The sequence below is a fragment of the Streptomyces endocoffeicus genome (assembly GCF_016741935.1).
Lineage (GTDB): Bacteria > Actinomycetota > Actinomycetes > Streptomycetales > Streptomycetaceae > Streptomyces > Streptomyces endocoffeicus.
The window spans coordinates 13,422-33,701 of record NZ_JAERRG010000007.1 but is presented as its reverse complement, the minus strand read 5'-3'; the positions used below and the strand labels follow the sequence as shown (position 1 = coordinate 33,701).

20 protein-coding genes are annotated in these 20,280 nt (G+C 71.3%); 9 read left to right on the top strand and 11 right to left on the bottom strand.

The window, feature by feature from the left end:
* Positions 1-15: 15 nt before the first annotated feature.
* From JK364_RS18795 to JK364_RS18775, 5 genes are all read left to right on the top strand, one after another.
* Positions 16-1,656, top strand: a complete 1,641-nt coding sequence (locus JK364_RS18795; protein ID WP_201852562.1) for an ABC transporter ATP-binding protein — start codon at positions 16-18, stop codon at positions 1,654-1,656.
* Positions 1,653-2,780 (top strand): ABC transporter permease, encoded by a 1,128-nt coding sequence (locus JK364_RS18790; RefSeq protein WP_201852282.1) that lies wholly within the window; start codon positions 1,653-1,655, stop codon positions 2,778-2,780. The genes JK364_RS18795 and JK364_RS18790 overlap by 4 nt, the downstream gene beginning before the upstream one ends.
* Positions 2,777-4,072, top strand: coding sequence for an ABC transporter permease (locus JK364_RS18785; protein ID WP_201852281.1), 1,296 nt, complete (start codon positions 2,777-2,779; stop codon positions 4,070-4,072). Before JK364_RS18790 ends, JK364_RS18785 begins: the two co-directional genes overlap by 4 nt.
* The gene (locus tag JK364_RS18780) at positions 4,069-4,491 is read left to right on the top strand and encodes a cytidine deaminase (protein WP_201852280.1); all 423 of its coding nucleotides are present in this window, start codon (positions 4,069-4,071) and stop codon (positions 4,489-4,491) included. The genes JK364_RS18785 and JK364_RS18780 overlap by 4 nt, the downstream gene beginning before the upstream one ends.
* Before the next feature lie 94 nt (positions 4,492-4,585).
* Positions 4,586-5,863 (top strand): thymidine phosphorylase, encoded by a 1,278-nt coding sequence (locus JK364_RS18775; protein WP_201852279.1) that lies wholly within the window; start codon positions 4,586-4,588, stop codon positions 5,861-5,863.
* A gap of 12 nt (positions 5,864-5,875) precedes the next feature.
* Here the strand turns inward: JK364_RS18775 and JK364_RS18770 are convergent, their stop codons facing one another.
* Positions 5,876-6,829 (bottom strand): LysR family transcriptional regulator, encoded by a 954-nt coding sequence (locus JK364_RS18770; protein ID WP_201852278.1) that lies wholly within the window; start codon positions 6,827-6,829, stop codon positions 5,876-5,878.
* Between the two features lie 92 nt (positions 6,830-6,921).
* Here JK364_RS18770 and JK364_RS18765 point away from each other — a divergent pair, with 92 nt between their 5' ends.
* Positions 6,922-8,247 carry an MFS transporter gene (locus JK364_RS18765; protein ID WP_201852277.1) on the top strand — a complete coding sequence of 442 codons (1,326 nt, stop codon included), beginning with the start codon at positions 6,922-6,924 and terminating at the stop codon, positions 8,245-8,247.
* 172 nt (positions 8,248-8,419) lie between these two features.
* Here the strand turns inward: JK364_RS18765 and JK364_RS18760 are convergent, their stop codons facing one another.
* On the bottom strand, positions 8,420-9,184 hold the full coding sequence (locus tag JK364_RS18760) for an alpha/beta hydrolase (RefSeq protein WP_201852276.1): 765 nt from the start codon (positions 9,182-9,184) through the stop codon (positions 8,420-8,422).
* A 104-nt stretch (positions 9,185-9,288) separates the two neighbouring features.
* On the opposite strand from JK364_RS18760, the gene JK364_RS18755 reads away from it, so the two are divergent.
* Together JK364_RS18755 and JK364_RS18750 are read left to right on the top strand one after the other, a co-directional pair.
* Complete coding sequence (locus tag JK364_RS18755) at positions 9,289-10,455, top strand: adenosine deaminase (protein WP_201852275.1); 1,167 nt, start codon at positions 9,289-9,291, stop codon at positions 10,453-10,455.
* A gap of 125 nt (positions 10,456-10,580) precedes the next feature.
* Positions 10,581-10,823 carry an ATP-binding protein gene (locus tag JK364_RS18750; RefSeq protein ID WP_201852274.1) on the top strand — a complete coding sequence of 81 codons (243 nt, stop codon included), beginning with the start codon at positions 10,581-10,583 and terminating at the stop codon, positions 10,821-10,823.
* Between the two features lie 107 nt (positions 10,824-10,930).
* On the opposite strand, the gene JK364_RS18745 is transcribed toward JK364_RS18750, so the two are convergent.
* The 5 genes from JK364_RS18745 to afsQ1 form a co-directional block, all read right to left on the bottom strand.
* On the bottom strand, positions 10,931-11,134 hold the full coding sequence (locus JK364_RS18745) for a PspC domain-containing protein (RefSeq protein ID WP_201852273.1): 204 nt from the start codon (positions 11,132-11,134) through the stop codon (positions 10,931-10,933).
* A gap of 60 nt (positions 11,135-11,194) precedes the next feature.
* Positions 11,195-11,770, bottom strand: coding sequence for a VanZ family protein (locus JK364_RS18740; protein WP_201852272.1), 576 nt, complete (start codon positions 11,768-11,770; stop codon positions 11,195-11,197).
* A 113-nt stretch (positions 11,771-11,883) separates the two neighbouring features.
* Positions 11,884-12,498, bottom strand: a complete 615-nt coding sequence (locus JK364_RS18735) for a hypothetical protein (RefSeq protein ID WP_201852271.1) — start codon at positions 12,496-12,498, stop codon at positions 11,884-11,886.
* Positions 12,495-14,024, bottom strand: coding sequence for an ATP-binding protein (locus tag JK364_RS18730; RefSeq protein ID WP_230992219.1), 1,530 nt, complete (start codon positions 14,022-14,024; stop codon positions 12,495-12,497). Before JK364_RS18730 ends, JK364_RS18735 begins: the two co-directional genes overlap by 4 nt.
* A gap of 217 nt (positions 14,025-14,241) precedes the next feature.
* Positions 14,242-14,919, bottom strand: a complete 678-nt coding sequence (gene afsQ1, locus JK364_RS18725; protein ID WP_201852270.1) for a two-component system response regulator AfsQ1 — start codon at positions 14,917-14,919, stop codon at positions 14,242-14,244.
* Between the two features lie 201 nt (positions 14,920-15,120).
* Between afsQ1 and JK364_RS18720 the strand changes: the two genes are divergently transcribed.
* Positions 15,121-15,903, top strand: a complete 783-nt coding sequence (locus tag JK364_RS18720; protein ID WP_201852269.1) for a SigE family RNA polymerase sigma factor — start codon at positions 15,121-15,123, stop codon at positions 15,901-15,903.
* A 187-nt stretch (positions 15,904-16,090) separates the two neighbouring features.
* On the opposite strand, the gene JK364_RS18715 is transcribed toward JK364_RS18720, so the two are convergent.
* From JK364_RS18715 to JK364_RS18700, 4 genes are all read right to left on the bottom strand, one after another.
* Positions 16,091-16,726: a nucleoside/nucleotide kinase family protein gene (locus JK364_RS18715; protein ID WP_201852268.1), complete on the bottom strand. Its 636-nt coding sequence runs from the start codon at positions 16,724-16,726 to the stop codon at positions 16,091-16,093.
* Between the two features lie 85 nt (positions 16,727-16,811).
* Positions 16,812-18,164 carry an MFS transporter gene (locus JK364_RS18710; RefSeq protein ID WP_201852267.1) on the bottom strand — a complete coding sequence of 451 codons (1,353 nt, stop codon included), beginning with the start codon at positions 18,162-18,164 and terminating at the stop codon, positions 16,812-16,814.
* Positions 18,165-18,235: 71 nt separating this feature from the next.
* Positions 18,236-19,156, bottom strand: a complete 921-nt coding sequence (locus JK364_RS18705; protein WP_201852266.1) for an amidohydrolase family protein — start codon at positions 19,154-19,156, stop codon at positions 18,236-18,238.
* 76 nt (positions 19,157-19,232) lie between these two features.
* Positions 19,233-20,258, bottom strand: coding sequence for an amidohydrolase family protein (locus JK364_RS18700; RefSeq protein WP_201852265.1), 1,026 nt, complete (start codon positions 20,256-20,258; stop codon positions 19,233-19,235).
* Positions 20,259-20,280: the final 22 nt, after the last annotated feature.

Genomic DNA, 20,280 nt, shown 5'->3' with positions numbered 1-20,280 from the left:
CCTCAGGAGTGCGCCATCAAAGCCGCCAGCCCACCCAAGGGCGCTCCCGCCGGTGCCGTCACCGACGTCGCCGTAGAACTCCACGGAATCACCAAGCGGTTCCCCGGAGTCGTCGCCAACCACGACATCGACATCACCGTGCGCCGCGGCACCGTGCACGCCCTCGTGGGCGAGAACGGCGCGGGCAAGTCGACCCTGATGAAGATCCTCTACGGGATGCAGCGCCCGGACGAGGGCACCATCGCGATCGACGGCGAGACGGTGGAACTGCACTCCCCGGCGGACGCCATATCCCGCGGTGTGGGCATGGTGCACCAGCACTTCATGCTCGCCGACAACTTCACCGTGCTGGAGAACGTGGTCCTCGGCGCCGAGAAGCTGCACGGCATCGCCGGTAAGGCGCGCGCCCGGATCAAGGAGATCTCCGACGCCTACGGTCTTGGCGTCCGCCCCGATGTCCTCGTCGAGGACCTGGGCGTGGCGGACCGTCAGCGCGTGGAGATCCTCAAGGTCCTCTACCGGGGGGCCCGGACGCTGATCCTCGACGAGCCGACCGCCGTGCTCGTCCCGCAGGAGGTCGACGCGCTCTTCGACAACCTCCGCGAGCTCAAGTCCGAGGGCCTGACGGTGCTGTTCATCTCGCACAAGCTGGGCGAGGTGCTGTCCGTGGCCGATGACATCACCGTCATCCGGCGCGGCACCACGGTCGCCTCCGTCGTGCCGTCCGAGACCAGCCCCCGGCAGCTGGCCGAGCTGATGGTCGGCAGCGAGCTGCCCTCGCCCGAGACCCGCGAATCCACCGTCACCGACACCGACATGCTCGTCGTGGACGCGCTGCGGCTGACCGCCACCGATGTGGACGGGGTCGAGCGGGCCGTGCTGGACGACATCGACTTCACCATCCGCAAGGGCGAAGTCCTCGGCATCGCCGGGGTGGAGGGCAACGGCCAGGCCGAACTGGTCGAGGCCATCATGGGCATGCGCGACCCCGACGCCGGCACCATCACCCTCGACGGCGCCGACATCTCCCACGCGCCCACCCGCAAGCGGCGCGAGGACGGCATCGGCTACATCCCCGAGGACCGCCACCGGCACGGACTGCTGCTGGAAGCGCCGCTGTGGGAGAACCGCATCCTCGGCCATGTCACCGAGGAGCCCAACAGCAAGGCCGGACTGCTGAACCCGGCCGCCGCCCGGCGCGACACCGAGCGGATCGTCGCCGAGTACGACGTGCGTACGCCGGGGATCGAGGTCACCGCGGCCTCGCTGTCCGGCGGCAACCAGCAGAAGCTGATCGTCGGCCGGGAGATGAGCCACCACCCCAAGCTGCTGATCGCCGCGCACCCCACCCGGGGTGTGGACGTGGGCGCCCAGGCGCAGATCTGGGACCAGATCCGCGCCGCGCGCCGGGACGGCCTGGCCGTGCTGCTGATCTCGGCCGACCTGGACGAGCTGATCGGCCTGTCCGACACCCTGCGGGTGATGTACCGCGGCCGGCTGGTCGCCGACGCCGACCCCGCCACGATCACCCCGGAGGAGCTGGGCTCGGCCATGACCGGCGCCGCCTCCGGCCATCTGGAGGGCCCGGCGGACGACGGGACCGAGGCCGCCCCCGAGGCCGGGGCCGCAACCGCGACCGGGGGAGAGGACCGATGAAGAAGCTGGACAAGGAGCGGGTGCTGCTCGCGGTCGCGGCCCCGGTGCTGGCGCTCGCCGCCGCGTTCGTGGTGACCGCGCTGGTGCTGCTGGCGACCGGCAAGGAGCCGTTCAACGCCTTCGGCATCATGTTCGACTACGGCGTGAAGGCCGACAGCCAGGTCTACATCCTCAACAAGGCGACCACGTACTACCTGGCCGGGCTCGCGGTGGCCATCGGCTTCCGGATGAACCTCTTCAACATCGGCGTCGACGGCCAGTACCGGCTCGCCGCCTTCTTCGCCGCCGTCGTCGGCGGGGCGCTGAAGCTCCCCGGGCTGGTGCAGATCCCGCTGATCCTGCTGGTCGGCATGGGCGTCGGCGCGATGTGGGCGTCCATCGCCGGTCTGCTGAAGGTCTACCGGGGCGTCAGCGAGGTGATCAGCACCATCATGCTGAACTCCCTCTCGTCCATCGTCATCAGCTATCTGCTGGTGGACGGGCGGCTGGCCGACCTCGACAAGCAGACCAACATCGTGGCCACCGACCCGCTGCCGTCCTCCAGCCACTTCTTCACCTTCCCGGCGGGCGGCGACCTCGACCCCATCTGGGGCTTCATCGTCGTCGCGGCGCTCGCGGGCGTCGGCTTCTGGTTCCTGCTCGGCCGCACCCGGTTCGGCTTCGATCTGCGCGCGGTGGGCCGCTCCGAGTCCGCCGCCCAGGCCAGCGGCGTCAACGTCAAGCGCATGGTGCTCACCAGCATGCTGCTCTCGGGCGCGATGGCCGGTCTGATCGGCATGCCGACCCTGCTCAACGACACCCACCAGTTCACCTCCGACTTCCCCACCGGCATCGGCTTCACCGGTATCGCCATCGCGCTGCTCGGCCGCAACAACCCGGTCGGCATCGGCCTGGCCGCCGTGCTGTGGGGCTTCCTCGAGCGCGGCGCCAACCGCCTGGAGTTCGAGGGCTACGACAAGGAGATCGTCGGTGTGATGCAGGGCGTGATCGTCCTGTGCGTCGTCATCGCGTACGAACTGGTGCGCCGCTACGGGCTCAAGCGCCAGCAGCAGAGGGTGGGCGCGGAGCTCGCCGCCCAGGCCAGGGCCGACAAGGGTACGGACAAGCAGGAGGTACCGGCATGAGTGCCACGGTGACCACCACCAAGAGCACGAGCACGCCGGGCAAGGGGAACGGGCCCGCCTCCCGGATGTCCCTCGGCAAGGTGCTGCTGATCGTCGCCGGGGCGCTGGTCGCGCTGTCGGTGCTGCGGGCGCTCGTCGACGCCGCCCAGCAGGCGGACTTCGACCGCGTCACCTCCGCCGGGCAGATCGGCGCCGCGCTCTCCATGGCCGTGCCGATCGGCCTCGCGGGCCTCGGCGGGCTGTGGTCCGAGCGGGCCGGTGTGGTCAACATCGGCCTCGAGGGCATGATGATCCTCGGCACCTTCTTCGGCGCCTGGGCCGGCTACCAGTCCAACCCCTGGGTGGGGGTGCTCGCGGGCGTCCTCGGCGGTGCGCTCGGCGGGCTGGTCCACGCGGTGGCCACCGTCACCTTCGGGGTGGACCACATCATCTCCGGTGTGGCCATGAACATCCTCGCCCTCGGCGCCACCACCTATCTGGCCAAGCGCTGGTTCGAGCCGCTGGCCGACATCGGAGGCTCCCCGAAGAACTCCCCGCAGGTCGACCCCATCCAGTCGTTCACCGTCCCCGGACTGTCCGACTGGCTCGCCGACCTGGAGAACCACCACTGGTTCCTGGTCTCGGACGTCGCGGGCATCCTCGGCGGCCTGGTCACCGACATCTCGGCGCTGACCGTCGTCTCCGTCCTGCTGGTCGTGGGCAGCTTCTTCGCCCTGTGGCGTACCTCGTTCGGACTGCGGCTGCGGTCCTGCGGTGAGAACCCGACGGCGGCCGAGTCCCTCGGCGTCAACGTCTACCTCTACAAGTACGCGGCGGTGGTGATCTCCGGCGGCCTCGCCGGGCTCGGCGGCGTCTTCCTCGCCCTCGTCCGCTCGCACATCTACAACGAGGGCCAGACCGGCGGCCGCGGCTACATCGGCCTCGCCGCCATGCTCTTCGGCAACTGGCGGCCGGGCGGGCTCGCGATGGGCGCCGGTCTCTTCGGCTACTCCGACGCCCTCCAGCTGCGCAACGGCGGGGCGACTGTGCACGCCCTGCTGCTCCTGGTCGCGCTCGGCCTCGCCGCGCTGGCGGCCTGGCGGATTGTCCGCAAGAGTTATGTCGCGGGCGCGGTGTCCGGCGCCGCGGCCGTCGCGCTGCTGCTGTGGTACGCCCTGACCGACACGGTCCCCAACGACCTGGTCAGCGCCACGCCGTACATCGTGACCCTGCTGGTCATGGGGCTCGCCTCACAGCGGCTGCGGATGCCCAAGGCGAACAACAGGCCCTACCGGAAGGGACAGGGCACATGACCACTTCCGCCGCCGCGGCCCCCGACTGGGAGTCGCTGCGGGTACAGGCCCGGGACGCCATGTCCCGGGCCTACGCCCCCTACTCCGGCTTCCCGGTGGGCGCCGCCGCGCTCGTCGACGACGGCCGCACGGTCAGCGGCTGCAATGTGGAGAACGCCGCGTACGGCGTCGCGCTGTGCGCCGAATGCGGTCTGATCTCCTCCCTCGTCGCCTCGGGCGGCGGCCGTCTCACCGCCTTCACCTGCTGCGACCTCGAGGGCACCGTGCTGATGCCCTGCGGCCGCTGCCGTCAGCTGCTGTGGGAGCACGGCGGCCCGGAGCTCCAGATGGACACCGCCACGGGCATCCGCCCGCTCGCCGAACTCCTGCCGGACGCCTTCGGCCCCGCCGATCTGCGCCGCGCCGCGGCCCGCGGCTGACGCCCCGCGCCGCCTCGCCCCGCGCCGTCCCGGCCCGCGCCGCCTCGGCCCGCCCGGTCGGCCCCCTGAACACGAAAGGCCCCGTACAGCCCCCATGGACGCCATCTCCGTCATCCGCGCCAAGCGCGACGGCACCCGCCTCACCGACGCCCAGATCGACTGGATCATCGACGCCTACACGCGCGGCGAGGTGGCGGACGAGCAGATGTCCGCGCTCGCGATGGCGATCTTCCTCAACGGCATGGACCGGGCCGAGATCGCCCGCTGGACCGCCGCGATGATCGCGTCCGGTGAGCGGATGGACTTCTCCTCCCTGCCGCGCCCGACCTCCGACAAGCACTCCACCGGCGGCGTCGGCGACAAGATCACCCTGCCGCTCGCCCCCCTCGTGGCCGCCTGCGGAGCCGCCGTACCGCAGCTCTCCGGCCGGGGCCTGGGCCACACCGGCGGCACCCTGGACAAGCTGGAGTCCATCCCCGGCTGGCGCGCCCAGCTGACCAACGGCGACATGCTGGCCGTCCTCCGCGACGTCGGCTCGGTGATCTGCGCGGCGGGCGAGGGGCTGGCCCGCGCCGACAAGAAGCTGTACGCGCTGCGCGATGTCACCGGCACGGTCGAGTCGATCCCGCTCATCGCCTCCTCGATCATGTCCAAGAAGATCGCCGAGGGCACCGGCTCCCTGGTCCTGGACGTCAAGGTGGGCTCCGGCGCCTTCATGAAGGACATCGGCTCCGCGCGCGAGCTGGCCGCCACGATGGTCGGCCTCGGCAACGACCACGGCGTCCGTACGACCGCCCTGCTCACCGACATGTCCACCCCGCTCGGCCTGACGGCGGGCAACGCCCTCGAGGTCCGCGAGTCCGTGGAGGTCCTGGCGGGCGGCGGCCCGGCCGACGTCGTCGAGCTCACCCTGGCCCTGGCCCGCGAGATGCTGGACGCGGCGGGCCTGAAGGACGCCGACCCCACCAAGGCCCTGGCCGACGGCACCGCGATGGACCACTGGCGCCGCATGATCGCCGCCCAGGGCGGCGACCCGGACGCCCCGCTCCCGGTGGCCCGCGAACACCACGTCCTCCGCGCCGAGTCGACCGGCGTCCTCACCCGCCTCGACGCCTACGCGGTGGGCCTCGCCGCCTGGCGCCTGGGCGCGGGCCGCGCCCGCAAGGAGGACCCGGTACAGGCGGGCGCGGGCATAGAACTCCACGCCAAACCGGGCGACCACATCACCGCCGGCCAGCCCCTCCTCACCCTCCACACCGACACTCCGTCGGCCTTCCCCTACGCCCTGGAAGCCCTGGCCGACGCGATCGCCTACGCCCCCGCGAACACGGAGTACGCCGCCACCCCGATCGTTCTGGACCGCATCGCCTGACCGGCGACTCGCTTATGTCAGCAGCTGGCCCCGGCGGCTCAGGAGGAACCTCTTGAAGGCCGCCACCGGGGGCGTGTCGGGGTGGCCGTCCAGCCAGGCCACGCCGATCTCGCGGACGGCGCGCGGGGCGGTGACGGTCAGTTCGGCCACGCCGGGGCGGGGGACCGCCGGGGGTGGGAGGAGGGCCACGCCGAGGCCGGCGGCGACCAGGCCGCGGAGGGTCTCCGCCTCCTCGCCCTCGAAGGCGATCCTCGGGGTGAAGCCCGCCTCGGTGCACAGCGCGTCCGTGATGCGCCGCAGTCCGTAGCCCGGTTCCAGGGTGACGAACAGCTCCGAGGCGGCCTCGGCGAGCCGCACCCGGCGGCGCCCGGCCAGCCGGTGGTCGTCGGGGACCACCAGCCGCAGCCGCTGTTCGTCCAGGCGGCGGGCGACCAGGTCGGGGGCGTCCGGCACCGGGGAGGTCAGACAGAGGTCGAGGCCGCCCGCGCGCATCCGCTCGATCATCGCCTCGCCGTAGTTCTGGACCAGCTGGAAGCGCACCCGCGGATGATCCACCCGGAAGGTCCGGATCAGACCGGGCACGGTCTCGGTCCCCAGCGTGTGCAGGAAGCCGAACGAGACCAGGCCCGCCGCGGGGTCGGCGTCGGCCCGTACGGACTCGGCGGCGCGGTCGACCTCGGCGAGGGCCCGTTCGACCGAGCGCAGGAAGGTCCGTCCGGCCGGGGTGAGCGCCACCGTACGGCCCCGGCGGGCGAAGAGCGACACGCCCAGATCCTCCTCCAGCCGGACCATCGCCCGGCTGAGCGTGGACTGCGGCACCCCCAGCTCCTGTGCGGCGCGGGTCACATGCTCATGGCGGGCGACGGCGGCGAACTGGGCGAGGCGCGGGGTGAGCGCGGCGGCCCAGGACTCCGCCTCGACATCTGCTGTCACCGGAATGTCGTTTTCGTAACTGATGCGTGACACGGGCGGCCCTGACCTTTACTCATGCGGCAGTGGATTGATTATCGCCATTCCGTGCATTGGACGCATCAACCGTGGTTACGTACGGTCGAACCATGCCTCCTGCTGATACGAGGGCGTCCACCGGGAACCACCGCGTGGACGCCTCCGCTTCGCCGTCCTCGAACCAGAACCCGAATTCCCCCGAGTCCGAGCGGATGAGCCCGGGCCACCCCGGCTACCTCCGGATGCGGCTCGCCCTCTTCACCGCGGGACTCGCCACCTTCGCCCTGCTCTACTCGACCCAGGCGCTGCTGCCCGCGATCTCCGACGATCTGCGGGTCCAGGCGGACCAGGCCAGCTGGAGCGTCTCCGCGGCCACCTTCGGCCTGGCGCTCGCGGTGGTGCCGCTGAGCGCGCTGTCCGAGCGGTTCGGCCGGCGCGCCATGATGACCGTCTCGCTCACGGTCGCGGTCGTCCTCGCCCTGCTGGTGCCCTTCGCACCGGACCTGGGCTGGCTGATCGGGCTGCGCGCGGTCCAGGGCGCGGCGCTGGCCGGGATCCCGGCCTCCGCGATGGCGTACCTCTCGGAGGAAGTCCACCCGAAGGCGCTGATCGGCACGATCGGGCTGTTCGTGGCCGGTAACAGCGTCGGCGGGATGAGCGGCCGGATCGTCACCGGCTGGGTGGCGGACGCCTGGGGCTGGCGGGCCGCGCTCGCCGCGGTCGGCGTGATGGCGCTGCTGTGCGCGGCGTCCTTCCGGATGCTGCTGCCCAAGGCCCGGCACTTCACCCCGGCCTCGGTGAGCCCGCGGGCGCTGGCCCGCACCCTCGCCGGGCATCTCTCCGATCCGCTGCTGTGCCGGCTGTACGCGATCGGCGCGCTGTTCATGACGGTCTTCGGCGGGGTCTACACGGTCATCGGCTACCGCCTGGTGGCCGAGCCCTTCGGGCTCTCGCAGAGCCTGATCGGCTCGATCTTCCTGATCTACCTGGTCGGCACGGTCTCCTCGGCCGCCACCGGCAAGCTGGTCGGCCGGCTCGGGCGGCGCGGCGCGCTGTACGTGGCGGTGTCCACGACGGCCGCCGGGCTGCTGCTGTCCCTGCTGAACTCGATCCCGGCGGTGCTGGCCGGTCTGGTGCTGATCACCGCGGGCTTCTTCGCGGGCCACGCGGCGGCGTCCTCGGCGGTGAGCCGTACGGCCAAGACCGGACGCGCCCAGGCCGCGGCGCTCTACCAGGCGTCGTACTACATCGGCAGCAGCCTGGGCGGTGCGCTGGGCGCGCTCGCCTTCCACGCGGCCGGGTGGGGCGGCACGGTCGCCATGGGCCTGGTGGCGGTCGGCGGCGCGGCGGCGATCACGGTGTACGCGACGCGGAAGGCGGTGGCCGAGCGCCGCGCGGAGGCAGCGCGGCGCGACCTGTGCGGTGTCCCGGCCTAGCCCCGGCCCGACTCCCTGAAACCCGAAGGGGCCGCCCCGCCACTGTCCGGCGGGACGGCCCCTTCGCCCATGGCGCCCCCCACACCCTGCCCCGCTGCTCAAAGGCGCCGAAGGCGCGAGACGGCGCCGCACCCGGCAGCGAACGAAAACCCCGACGCGCACAACCAAGCGCTCAGCGCCCCAGATTCGCCCCGAAGCCCGCCGCCAGCGGCATCCGCAGCCCGAGCGGCGGCGGAGCCGCCAGCGCGTCGGCGACCGGGCGGGAGAAGCCGGAGTGGAAGAGGGTGCCCAGGAGGAAGTCCGCGGCCAGCGCCTGCACCTCGGAGCGGTGCTGATGCAGCCCGTGCCCGTCGGTGTGCACCTCGAAGCGGCACACATCGCGGTTGGCCTTCTTCGCCCGCTCCGCCAGCCGGTAGGACAGCTCGGGGTCGGAGCGCTCGTCGTTCGTGCCGTGGGCGATCAGCACCTGCCGTCCCACCAACTGCTTCACCGGCTCGGGTTCGAGCACCTCGTCCGGCGCCGGAAGCCAGGGCGCCAGCGCCACCACCGAGGTGACGGCTTCGTGCCCGGCGGCGCGGAGGGCGGCGCGCCCGCCCATGCCGTGGCCCACGAGGCAGACCGGTACGTCGCCGTAGCGCCGCACCACCTCCTCCACGGCCCAGGTGGCATCGGACGCGGCATCGGCGGCCGCCCCGTTCCAGCCCCGGCACCGGTAGTGGACGACATGGGCGGCCAGCCCCTCCTCCCGGCCCGCCCGGACCAGCCGCCGGGCCAGCGGCAGCGTGGCGGCCACCGAGAGTCTGGACGGCCGTCTGGTCCCGCTGGGCTCCCCCTCGGGGAGCAGCAGCACCACACCATGTACGGTCCTTCGCGCGGCGGCCGCGCCCATCGGCCGCCCCAGCCGTGCGCCCCGCTCGGGCAACGCTTGCTGAGCCATGGCAGAAACGATCGCAGAAGGATTGGTGTACTCCACTACCCGTGCGGGTCACTGTTGCGTATCTATCCCTCACGTTCTACGCGCGTAGGGGCTACGCTGCCCAGATGACGAGCGAGCACACCCATGAGCCCACCCCCGAACAGATCCGCCGTGCCCCCAAGGTGCTGCTGCACGACCACCTCGACGGTGGGCTGCGCCCGGGCACCATCGTCGACCTCGCGCGGGAGGCCGGGTACGACGCGCTCCCGGAGACCGAGCCCGACAAGCTGGGCATCTGGTTCCGCGAGGCGGCGGACTCCGGGTCGCTGGAGCGCTATCTGGAGACCTTCTCCCACACCGTCGGTGTGATGCAGACCCGCGACGCGCTCGTCAGGGTCGCCGCCGAATGCGCCGAGGACCTCGCCGAGGACGGTGTCGTCTACGCCGAGATCCGCTACGCCCCCGAGCAGCACCTGGAGGGCGGGCTGGCCCTGGAGCAGGTCGTCGAGGCGGTCAACGAGGGCTTCCGCGAGGGGGAGCGACGGGCCTGGGAGAACGGCCACCGCATCCGCGTCGGCGCGCTGCTGACCGCGATGCGCCACGCGGCCCGCGCCCTGGAGATCGCCGAACTCGCCAACCGCTACCGCGACCTGGGCGTGGTCGGCTTCGACATCGCGGGCGCCGAGGCCGGTTTCCCGCCCACCCGCCACCTGGACGCCTTCGAGTATCTGAAGCGGGAGAACAACCACTTCACGATCCACGCGGGTGAGGCGTTCGGACTGCCCTCCATCTGGCAGGCGCTCCAGTGGTGCGGCGCCGACCGGCTGGGCCACGGCGTCCGCATCATCGACGACATCGAGGTCGGGGACGACGGCTCCCTCACCCTCGGCCGCCTCGCCTCGTACGTCCGCGACAAGCGCATCCCGCTGGAGCTGTGCCCGAGCTCCAACCTCCAGACCGGTGCCGCAAGTTCCTACGCCGAGCACCCCATCGGGCTGCTCCGCCGGCTGCATTTCCGCGCCACCGTGAATACGGATAATCGTCTGATGAGCGGGACGAGCATGAGCGGGGAATTCCAGCATCTTGTATCAACGTTCCATTACACGCTCGACGACATGCAATGGTTCACGGTCAATGCAATGAAATCGGCCTTCATTCCTTTTGACGAACGTCTGGCGATGATCAGTGACGTGATCAAGCCCGGATACGCCGAGTTGAAGTCCGAATGGCTGTTCCGCGATGTGGCCTCCGCGTCGGCTGTGACCAGGGATTCCGCCCCCAAGAGCAGCTGACCGGGCGCATCCGGCACACGACCTGGGCGGAGTAACGGAGGCCGTTTTCGGTGTTTGCGGGCAGCCGAAATCCATGGCTACGTTTCCGTATCGGTCAAGCCCCCCGTCTCAAGGACAGATTTCTGATGAAGCAGGGAACCCTCAAGACTCTCGGTGTCATTGCCCTCGGTGCCGCCGCCGTCGTCGCCGGAGGCAGCGCCGCGTCCGCGGCGCCGGTCCCCGGTGGCTCCGCGGGCAGTGTCGCCGCCCCGGGGCAGCCCTCCGCCGGCCAGCCCGCGGCGAAGCCCGCCGTCCCCCAGGCCAAGCCCGCCCAGGGCATGCTGAGCCAGCTCCCGCTGGGCAGCCTCGGCCTCGTCAAGCTCGGCTGACCCCGCCTGGGCACACGGCCGGGTCGCACATCCCGAAGGGGGTGTGCGGCCCGGCCATTTCCGTATGGGTGGGTACGCGGTTACGCCGCGGCGTCGGCGCGAGAAGGTCACCACGCCTCGCGGTAGGCGTCCTCCGCCGGAAGCAGGAACCACAGCGCGAGATAGAGCAGGCACTGCGGCCCCGGCAGCAGACACGAGACCACGAAGAGCACCCGCATCGTCGTCGGGGTGGTCCCGAAGCGCCGGGCGAGACCGGCGCAGACACCGGCGATCTTCTTGTCGTGGCGGGGGCGGACCAGCGGTGCGGCCATGATGGGCACTCCTCGTCGTCGGGTGGGCTCGGGAAGAGCTGGTTCCCGATGTCCTCGACGCTATGTCCGCGAGCTGGAGGAGACGTCGCTCCACGGTGCGATCCCGACCCTGGGAATCGTCGGGGTCGGGGCCTGGGCGCCGTCGTTCCGGGGGAGGGGGGCCACCCGGCCCCGGTCGGCCCGGCGGCGGAGCCCCGCCCGTACGGCGGGGACCACCAGCACATGCGCGAGGGCGACGCCGACGGTGTTCAGCAGCACCGTGTCCACGTTCATGATCTGCCCGGTCACCTCGCTGCGCAGCAGCGCGAACCCCATGGCCACCATCGCCCCCGTGAAGGCCGTACGGATCAGCGAGGCCAGCGGATACGCCTCCACCCGGCCTCCGGCCAGCGGTAGCAGCACCCCGAGCGGCGCGAGCAGCAGCAGCCCGCCCCCGATGGAACGGGCGGCCGACCAGGGGCTGAGTGCCAGATCGGCGCGGATGGTGGCCAGTGGTTCGAGGGTCGCCGCGGACACCCAGGGGACGTTCACCGGTCGCAGGGTCAGCCAGCAGACGAACGAGAGATGGGCCACGAGGAGCGCGAAGCCCGCGACGCGGTAGCGGAAGGCGGCCCTGCGGCCGAAAGCACCCTGCACAAAAAACAGGACGCCGTACGCGGGGGTCGCGGTTCCGCCCCCGCCCCGCTGGTCAGCACCTTGTTACCGACAAGTCGCCGACCTGGGACGGGGCGGTACCGACAGGTAACGAATCAGGACACCAGTACCCCGGAGGTGACCGCGATCATCGGATTGCGGCGCATCTCCTCGGTGCACTGGTACGCCTTGAGCGGATCCCGCTGGCTGTCCGGGCCGCCGAGCACCACCTTGCCGTCGTCGCCGGCCACCGTGGTGTCCGCGAAGGTGCAGACGATCTGGGCGAGCGCCAGGGACTGGATCTCCTCCGGCGGCCGGTTCAGCCGCAGCGCGCTGTCCGGGTCGCCCTTGGCCGGACCGGAGATCTCCACCCAGTCCTCGACCGCCGTGGAGAACCCGGCCGACACCTCGGCCGCCGTCGGCGGCAGCCGCAGCTGCTCCAGCAGCGCGCGGGCGACCCGCACCGGCTCCCGGGCCGTCTTCTCGTCGCCCTGCCGGGTGGTCCGGCTCACCGACAGGATCCGCGAGGAGCACAGCAGATAGATCCGTACGGAGACCCGGCCCATCCCGTCGGCGGCCCGCTCCGACTCCGGCGCCCGGCAGGACGCCCGCGAGGGCGCGGCCCCGGCGTCCACCGGCACCGAGGTGCCCCGTATCCCGCACCCGGCCGCCAGCAGTGCGACCGCGCCGGTCAGCAGAAGGGCGGCCGACCGGGTCCAGCGCGCGCTCATGGCCTGCCCTCCTCGTCCCGGCCCTTGCCTGTGCCCTTGCCCTTGTCCTTGGCGCCGCCGTCGTCGCGCTCGGTCCCGGGGGAGCCGTCGCGCTCGTCCTCGGCCTCGTCGGAGGCGATCCGGGAGGCGTCCATCGGCAGCCGCAGTGTAAAGACGGCGCCGCCCTCCGGCGAGTTCGCGGCGCTGATGTCGCCGCCGTGGATATGCGCGTTCTCCATCGCGATCGACAGCCCGAGCCCGCTGCCCTCCGAGCGGGGGCGGGACGCGCTCGCCTTGTAGAAGCGGTCGAAGACATGCGGCAGCACATCCTCGGGGATGCCCGGACCGTGGTCCCGGACCTTGATCAGCAGCTCATCGCCGTCGGTGCGCACCGAGACCCGCACCGGCGAGCCGCCGTGCTTGAGCGCGTTCCCGATCAGATTCGCCAGGATCACATCCAGCCGCCGGGGATCCAGCGGGGCCACGATCCCGCGCGCCGCGTCCAGCTCCACCGCGTCCAGCCAGGCGCGGGCGTCGATGCACGCCGTCACCTGGTCGGCGACATCGACATCGTCGAGCACCAGCCGGGCCGTGCCCGCGTCGAAGCGGGTCACCTCCATCAGGTTCTCCACCAGGTCGTTCAGCCGCCGGGTCTCGCTCACCACCAGCTGCACCGCCGGAGCGATCATCGGGTCGAGCGAGTCGGCCTCCTCCTCCAGCACCTCCGTGACGGCCGTGATCGCGGTGAGCGGGGTCCGCAGCTCATGTGACATGTCCGCGACGAAGCGCCGGCTGGACGCCTCCCGCGCGGACAGCTCCGCCACCCGCTTCTGCAGCCGCTCCGCGGCCCGGTTGAAGGTGTGGGAGAGATTGGCCAGCTCATCGGAGCCGGAGACCTGCAGCCGGGTGTCGAGATGCCCCTCGCCCAGCCGGTGCGCCGCCTCCCCGAGCCGCTGCACCGGCCGCAGCACCGTGGCCGCGGCGGCCTGCGCCAGCAGCGCGGCGCCGATCAGCGCGAGCCCGGTGGCGATCCCCAGCGACCAGGCCAGGGAGTTCAGATCCTGACGCTCGGTGTCGAGGGACTTGAGCATGTAGCCGGTCGGCCCGCCGCCGTTCACCTTGGCCCCGCCGACCAGGTACGGGGTGCCGCCCAGCGTGATCCGCTGCCAGTAGAGGTGGTACGGGGAGGTGTTCCCCTTGCCCACCGGGCGCTTCTCGTCCACCGCGCGCCGCAGCGAGGAGGGCACCACATCGAGGGTGAACAGATCCTTGTCCGAGGCCGCCGGGCAGCTTCCGGCGTCCTTCGTCCGGGTGATCAGCAGCACCTCGTACTTCTGGGTGTTGTCCGCCATACGGCCCGCCGCCTCCCGCAATTCGGAACAGGTGGGGAGGGAGGGCAGCGGGTCGGTGTCGTCCTTCAGGGCCTTGCGGAACTCGTCCAGCGCCGAGTCCTGGGTACGGGTCAGCACCGCGTCCCGGTTCAGCCAGTACGCGATGGCGGACGCGGACACGGCGGCGGTCAGCGCCACCAGGCCGAAGACCAGCATCAGCCGCAGCCGGAGGCTGAACCACCGCAAGAGCCCCGCGGCCCAGCCCCGGGCCCGACCGGGCTCGTCGCTCACTGCGCTCAATTCCGTACTTCTCCGCCCCCGTGCGTGCGGCACACCGTATTACTCACTGCGCTGATCCGTTCGCTTCTCCGCCCGTGCGGCGAAGGTGCGGGTTTCGCGGTCGTCCGCGGCCCGGCGGCCGCACGTGCGTCGCTCACTGTGGCGCGTCCAGCCGGTATCCGACCCCGCGCACCGTACGGATCAGCGTCGGCGACGACGGCACGTCCTCCACCTTCGCGCGCAGCCGCTGTACGCATGCGTCGACCAGCCGCGAGTCGCCGAGGTAGTCGTGCTCCCACACCAGCCGCAACAGCTGCTGCCGGGACAGCGCCTGCCCCGGACGGCGGCTGAGCTCCAGCAGAAGCCGCAGCTCAGTGGGGGTGAGCTGGAGATCCTCGCCGTTCTTGGTGACCGTCATGGCCGCGCGGTCGATCAGCAGACTGCCGAAGGCCGCGGAGTCATTGGCCTCCCGCTCGCCGCGCCGCAGCACCGCGCGGATCCGGGCGTCCAGCACCCGGCCCTGGACGGGTTTGACCACGTAGTCGTCGGCACCGGACTCCAGGCCGACCACGACGTCGATGTCATCGCTGCGCGCGGTCAGCAGGATGATCGGCAACTGGTCGGTACGGCGGATCCGGCGGCAGACCTCGAAGCCGTCGATCCCGGGCAGCATCACATCGAGCACGATCAGATCCGGCCGCTGCTCACGCAGCAGTTTCAGGCCGTCCTCGCCCGTCGCCGCGGTCGCCACACGGTGGCCCTGGCGAGACAGCGAGAGTTCGAGGGCCGTGCGGATGGCGTCGTCGTCCTCGATCAGCAACAGGAAAGGCACGTTGGTCATTCTGGCCTACAAGGGGCCTGTAGTTCGACCGTCAGGGGTTTATCGGTCCGATCGCCTGTGACGAGCCTGTGACAGTCGACAGACACCCCCATGAAACTGGCCCGGCAAAGTCATCTGTGCACCGGGCGGAACACCACCGGCCGGGGCAGCCAGAAGCCAGACCGACCAGGCTCCATCGACGGGGGGCGCGAAATGAGCACACTGCACTTCTCCACCATCAGCGCAGTTCGCACGCGCCTCCACGACGCCGGACGGGGCAATGAGAAGTCCGGTGCCGTGAGCGGGCGGGGGTGCGCTCGCGGCGCCGGGCGTCAGCGGCCTCCTTACATGGTGGCCATTGACGCGATCACGGGGGACGAGGAGGCCGGTAACGGCCTCGGGGGGGAAAACGGGGGACCGGGGGGCCACGGGGGTGGCTCGTACGGGGAGGCAGAGGGGGAGCGGCGCACCACGTCGGAGGCGGAGTTCACCGCCTATGTCCAGGAGCGCCGCGCCTCCCTGTACGCAACCGCCTACCACCTGACCGGTGACCGCTTCGAGGCCGAGGACCTGCTGCAGAGCGCGCTGTTCTCGACCTACCGGGCCTGGGACCGGATCAGTGACAAGGCGGCGGTCGGCGGCTATCTGCGCCGCACCATGACCAATCTGCACATCAGCGCCTGGCGTCGGCGCAAGCTCAACGAGTACCCGACGGAGGAGCTGCCGGAGACGGTCGGCGACCACGACGCGATGCGCGGCACCGAGCTGCGCACCGTGCTGTGGCAGGCCCTGGCCCGGCTCCCCGAGCTGCAGCGCACGATGCTGGTGCTGCGCTACTACGAGGGCCGGACGGATCCGGAAATCGCGGACATCCTGAAGATCAGCGTCGGAACGGTCAAGAGCAGCATCTGGCGCTCGCTGCGCCGGCTGCGCGAGGACGAGGCCCTCAGCTTCGGCCGTGACGAGGAGGAGTCCTTCGGCGAACTGGTCGCCTGACGGCGGCGGGGACGATCGAAGGCGGGGGAAAATCGGGGGATACGGGGGAAATGGGAGGGAGAAATCGGGGGAGCACGGGGGAAACAGGTGCGAGGCCGGACAGCCGAGGGGGGATGTCCGGCCTCGCACCTTTTTGCCTGCGCGGCTGCGCCGCTGCGTGCCTGCGTGGCCGCGTTTGGCTACGTGGCTATACGGACGCCTTCTGGCCGGAGGCGGGGATCCGCTCTCCCGCCGCCGCTATCCGGCCCAGCGCCACGTCCTTGCCGCACGCGTACGCGCCCAGTGCCGTCTGCCGGGCCACGATCCCGCGCTCCGCGCGCATCAGCCGCCAGCCGCGCCGCAGCAGGTAGAGCGCGGGCTTACGGCCCTCCCGCAGATCGCGCAGCAGCCTGCGCCGGAACGTGGTGGACGGGCGGCCGCGCAGACAGATCGCGTCCGCGAGCACGCCGAGATCGGCACACCGCCCGACGATGTCGGCGGCGAAGATCCCCTCGGCGATGAACAGCGGCGACCGCCCGATGTCCAGCGCCTCCTCGCCGACGCGGGCGCTGGTGGCGATGTCGTACAGCGGCACGGTCGTACCGGACGTACGGCACAGCTCCTCGATGGCCGCGACCGCCGCGTCCGCGTCCCAGGACAGCGGCGAGTCCCAGTCGGCGCCCCCGCCGTCGGGGAGTTGGGGGAGCGTCGGGTCGCCGCCCTCCTTGTAGAAGTCGTCGAGGTTGAGCACGGGCAGCCCGGTGCGGGTCGCGAGGGAGGACTTGCCCGAACCCGAGGGGCCGGAGAGCAGGACGACACGGGCGGAAGGCGGTTGGCTGGTCACGGAACACCAGTGTGACGCATCCTTTCGCGCACGTGACCCCCGCGTGACCGCCGACTTGACCGCCCAGGTGACCCCGGTCCCGCCGTCATACGACCGCGCGTGGCCGTTCCGCCGCCGCCGTACGGGCCGGGCGGGTCCGGGGGCCGAAGACCGCCAGGACGAGGGCGCCCAGGAGCCAGGTGCCCGCGATGAAGAAGAAGACGCTCTGGTAGCCGGTGCCGTGGTAGAGGGCCGCGATGATCAGCGGCCCCGCGGCGTTCGAGAGCCGCCCGAGCCCGTAGGAGACGCCCGTTCCCAGCGAGCGGCCGCGGGTGTCGAACAGCTCGGGGGAGTAGGCGTACCCCAGGGCCGTGTAGCCGCGCTCGAAGAGGTTCACCAGGAAGCCGAAGACCACGATCAGGGCCGGGTTGAAGGTCAGCCCGTACAGCAGACCGCACAGCGCGATCACCGCGCCGAAGGCCACCAGACACCATTTGCGTTCGAACCGGTCGGTGACCAGGGAGGCCAGGAACGAGCCGAGCGGCGCGCCCACGGTGGTGAGCGCCACGTAGAAGACCGACTTCTCGACGCTGAAGCCCTCCTTGGCCAGCAGGGTGGGCGCCCAGCTCGAGTAGCCGAAGAAGCCGATGGTCTGGGTCACCCACAGGACGGTGAGCAGCGCGGTCGGCCCGAGGTACCGCTTCTTCAGGAGGAGGCGGGGCGAGGCCTTGGCGGGGCGGGTCTCGTCGATCGGCGGCGCGGGCTCGGGGAGCGGGCCCTGCTCGGCGGCGACCCGGGCCTCGATCTCGCCGAGGACCGCCTCGGCCGCGTCGTACTCGCCCCTGCTCTCGTGCCAGCGGGGGGACTCCTTGAGGTGCCGGGTGAAGAAGACGAAGAGGAGGCCGAGCGAGCCCCACAGATAGACCAGCCGCCAGGACCAGTCGCTGAGCGGTACGACGGCGCTGGCGATGAGGTTGGTGGCCGGGGTGCCGCAGATGCCGATGACGATGGCGTACGCCTGGTACTTGCCGCGTACGGCGGACGGATACATCTCGTTGACGTAGATCACCGCCACGACGGTCATCGCGGACAGCCCCGCCGAGGTCAGCACCCGGAAGACGCCCAGCGACACGACGTCCCAGGAGAAGGCCGAGGCGAGTGAGAAGACCCCGAAACACAGGGTGGTCTGGATCAGCGCCTTCTTTCGGCCCCAGCGGTCGGCGAGGGTGCTCGCGGCCACGGAGCCGATGAACATGCCGATGAACGACACCGAGGTCACGTAGGCGATCTGGTCGACCGTGATGCCCCAGAGGTCGATGAGCTGGGGAGCGGTGGTGGCGAAGGTGTTGATGTCCGCGAACTCGAAGAAGTAGGCGAACGAGACGGCCAGCAAGGTGATCTTGTGAAACCGGGAGATGGGGAGTCTGTCCAGCCGGTTCACCGCGTTGGAGTGCTGCATGGGCGGCCCTTGTCGAAGAGGCGGGGAGGGGGACGGAGCGGGGGGTTCGGCGGTATCGCGGGGAAACGAGGTCAGGCGCCTTCGCCGGGCCAGTAGAGCCGCATGGGGTTGTCGACCAGCAGCTTCCGCCGCTGCTCGGCGGTGACCGCCACCTGGGGCACGTAGTCGGCCAGCAGCCCGTCGTCGGGCATATGGGCGGTGAGGTTGGGATGCGGCCAGTCCGTGCCCCACAGCACCCGGTCGGGGAACTCCTCGATCGCGCGGCGGGCGAAGGGCACCACATCCGGGTACGGGTGTGGCTCGGCGTTCAGGGCCGGGGGCCCGGTGACGCTGAGGCGTTCGGGGCAGGTGACCTTGACCCACACGTCATTGCGTTCGGCGAACCGCAGGAAGCGGGTGAAGCCCGGCCCGTCCGCCGGTTCGGTCACGTCCGGCCGTCCCATGTGGTCCACGACGAGCGGGGTGGGCAGGGAGCTGAAGAAACGTTCCAGCTCGGGCAGGTCGGCGCTTTCGAAGTAGAGGACGACATGCCAGCCGAGCGGGGCGATCCGCCGGGCGACGGCGGCCAGCGCGTCCTGGGGCGCGGCGTCGGCGAGCCGCCTCAGGAAGGTGAACCGCACCCCGCGCACCCCCGCCGCGTCCAGCCGGCGCAGCTCGGCGTCGGTGACATCCGGGCGTACGGTCGCGATACCACGCGCCCGGCCGCCGGACGCCTGGACGGCGTCGACCATGGCGCTGTTGTCCGCGCCGTGACAGGTCGCCTGGACGATCACGTTACGGGCGACCCCGAGGTGGTCGCGGAGGGCGAAGAGGTCGTCCTTGCCGCCGTCGCAGGGCGTGTACTTCCGCTCGGGCGCGAAGGGGAACGTGGTCTGCGGGCCGAAGACATGGCAGTGGGTGTCGACGGTGCCCGGCGGCAGGGCGAAGACGGGCCGGGACGGATCGGGGTGCCAGTCCAGCCAGCCCGGGGTCTTGGGGGAGAGCGTGCTCATGAGGGCTCCTCTGGACGGGTGGGCGGCCCCGCGGTCATGGGGGAACCCGGGCGGATCGACGGACGTGCGCGTCATCTCAGCGGCTCTGCTTCGTCAGCAGGGCGTCCAGACGGGGGTAGACGGTGCGGGCATTGCGTTCGAAGATGCCGGCCAACTCGTCCACGGGGAGCCCGGCGGCCTCGGCGTAGCGGCGGGTGTCGTCGAAGTGCCGGCCCGTCCGGGGGTCGATGTCGCGGACGGCGCCGATCATCTCCGAGGCGAAGAGGATGTTCCGGGCCGGGATGACGTCGAAGAGCAGGTCGATACCGGGCTGGTGGTAGACGCAGGTGTCGAAGAAGACATTGCCCAGGACATGCTCCTCCAGGGGCGGCTTGCCCAGGGCCATCGCCAGTCCGCGGAACCGGCCCCAGTGATACGGAACGGCGCCGCCGCCATGCGGGATGATCAGCCGCAGGGTGGGGAAGTCGGCGAACAGATCGCCCTGCACGAGCTGCATGAACACCGTCGTATCGGCGTTGAGGTAGTGCGCCCCGGTGGTGTGGAAGGCGGGGTTCACGCTGGTGCTCACGTGCACCATCGCCGGAACGTCGTACTCCACCAGCTTCTCGTAGATCGGGTACCACGAGCGGTCGGTCAGCGGCGGGGCCGTCCAGTGGCCGCCCGAGGGGTCGGGGTTGAGGTTGACCGCCACGGCCCCGTACTCCTCCACACAGCGGACGAGTTCGGGCACGCAGGTGGCCGGATCGACACCCGGCGACTGCGGGAGCATCGCGGCGGGGGCGAAGCGCTCCGGGTAGAGCTCGCCGACGCGGAAGCAGAGCTCGTTGCAGAGCGCCGCCCACTCGGCGGAGGTGTGGAGATCGCCGATGTGGTGGGCCATGAAGGACGCCCGGGGCGAGAAGACCGTCAGGTCGATGCCGCGCTCGTCCATCAGCCGGAGCTGATTCGGCTCGATGCTCCGGCGCAGCTCGTCGTCGCCGATGCGGAGGTCGGTGCGGGAGGGGGCGCGGGCGGGGTCGGTGAGTCCGTTGATCTGCTGGGTGCGCCATGCCTCCAGCGCCGGGGGCGCGGTGGTGTAGTGGCCATGGCAGTCGATGATCATTGGCTGTTCCTTCGTGGCGTGC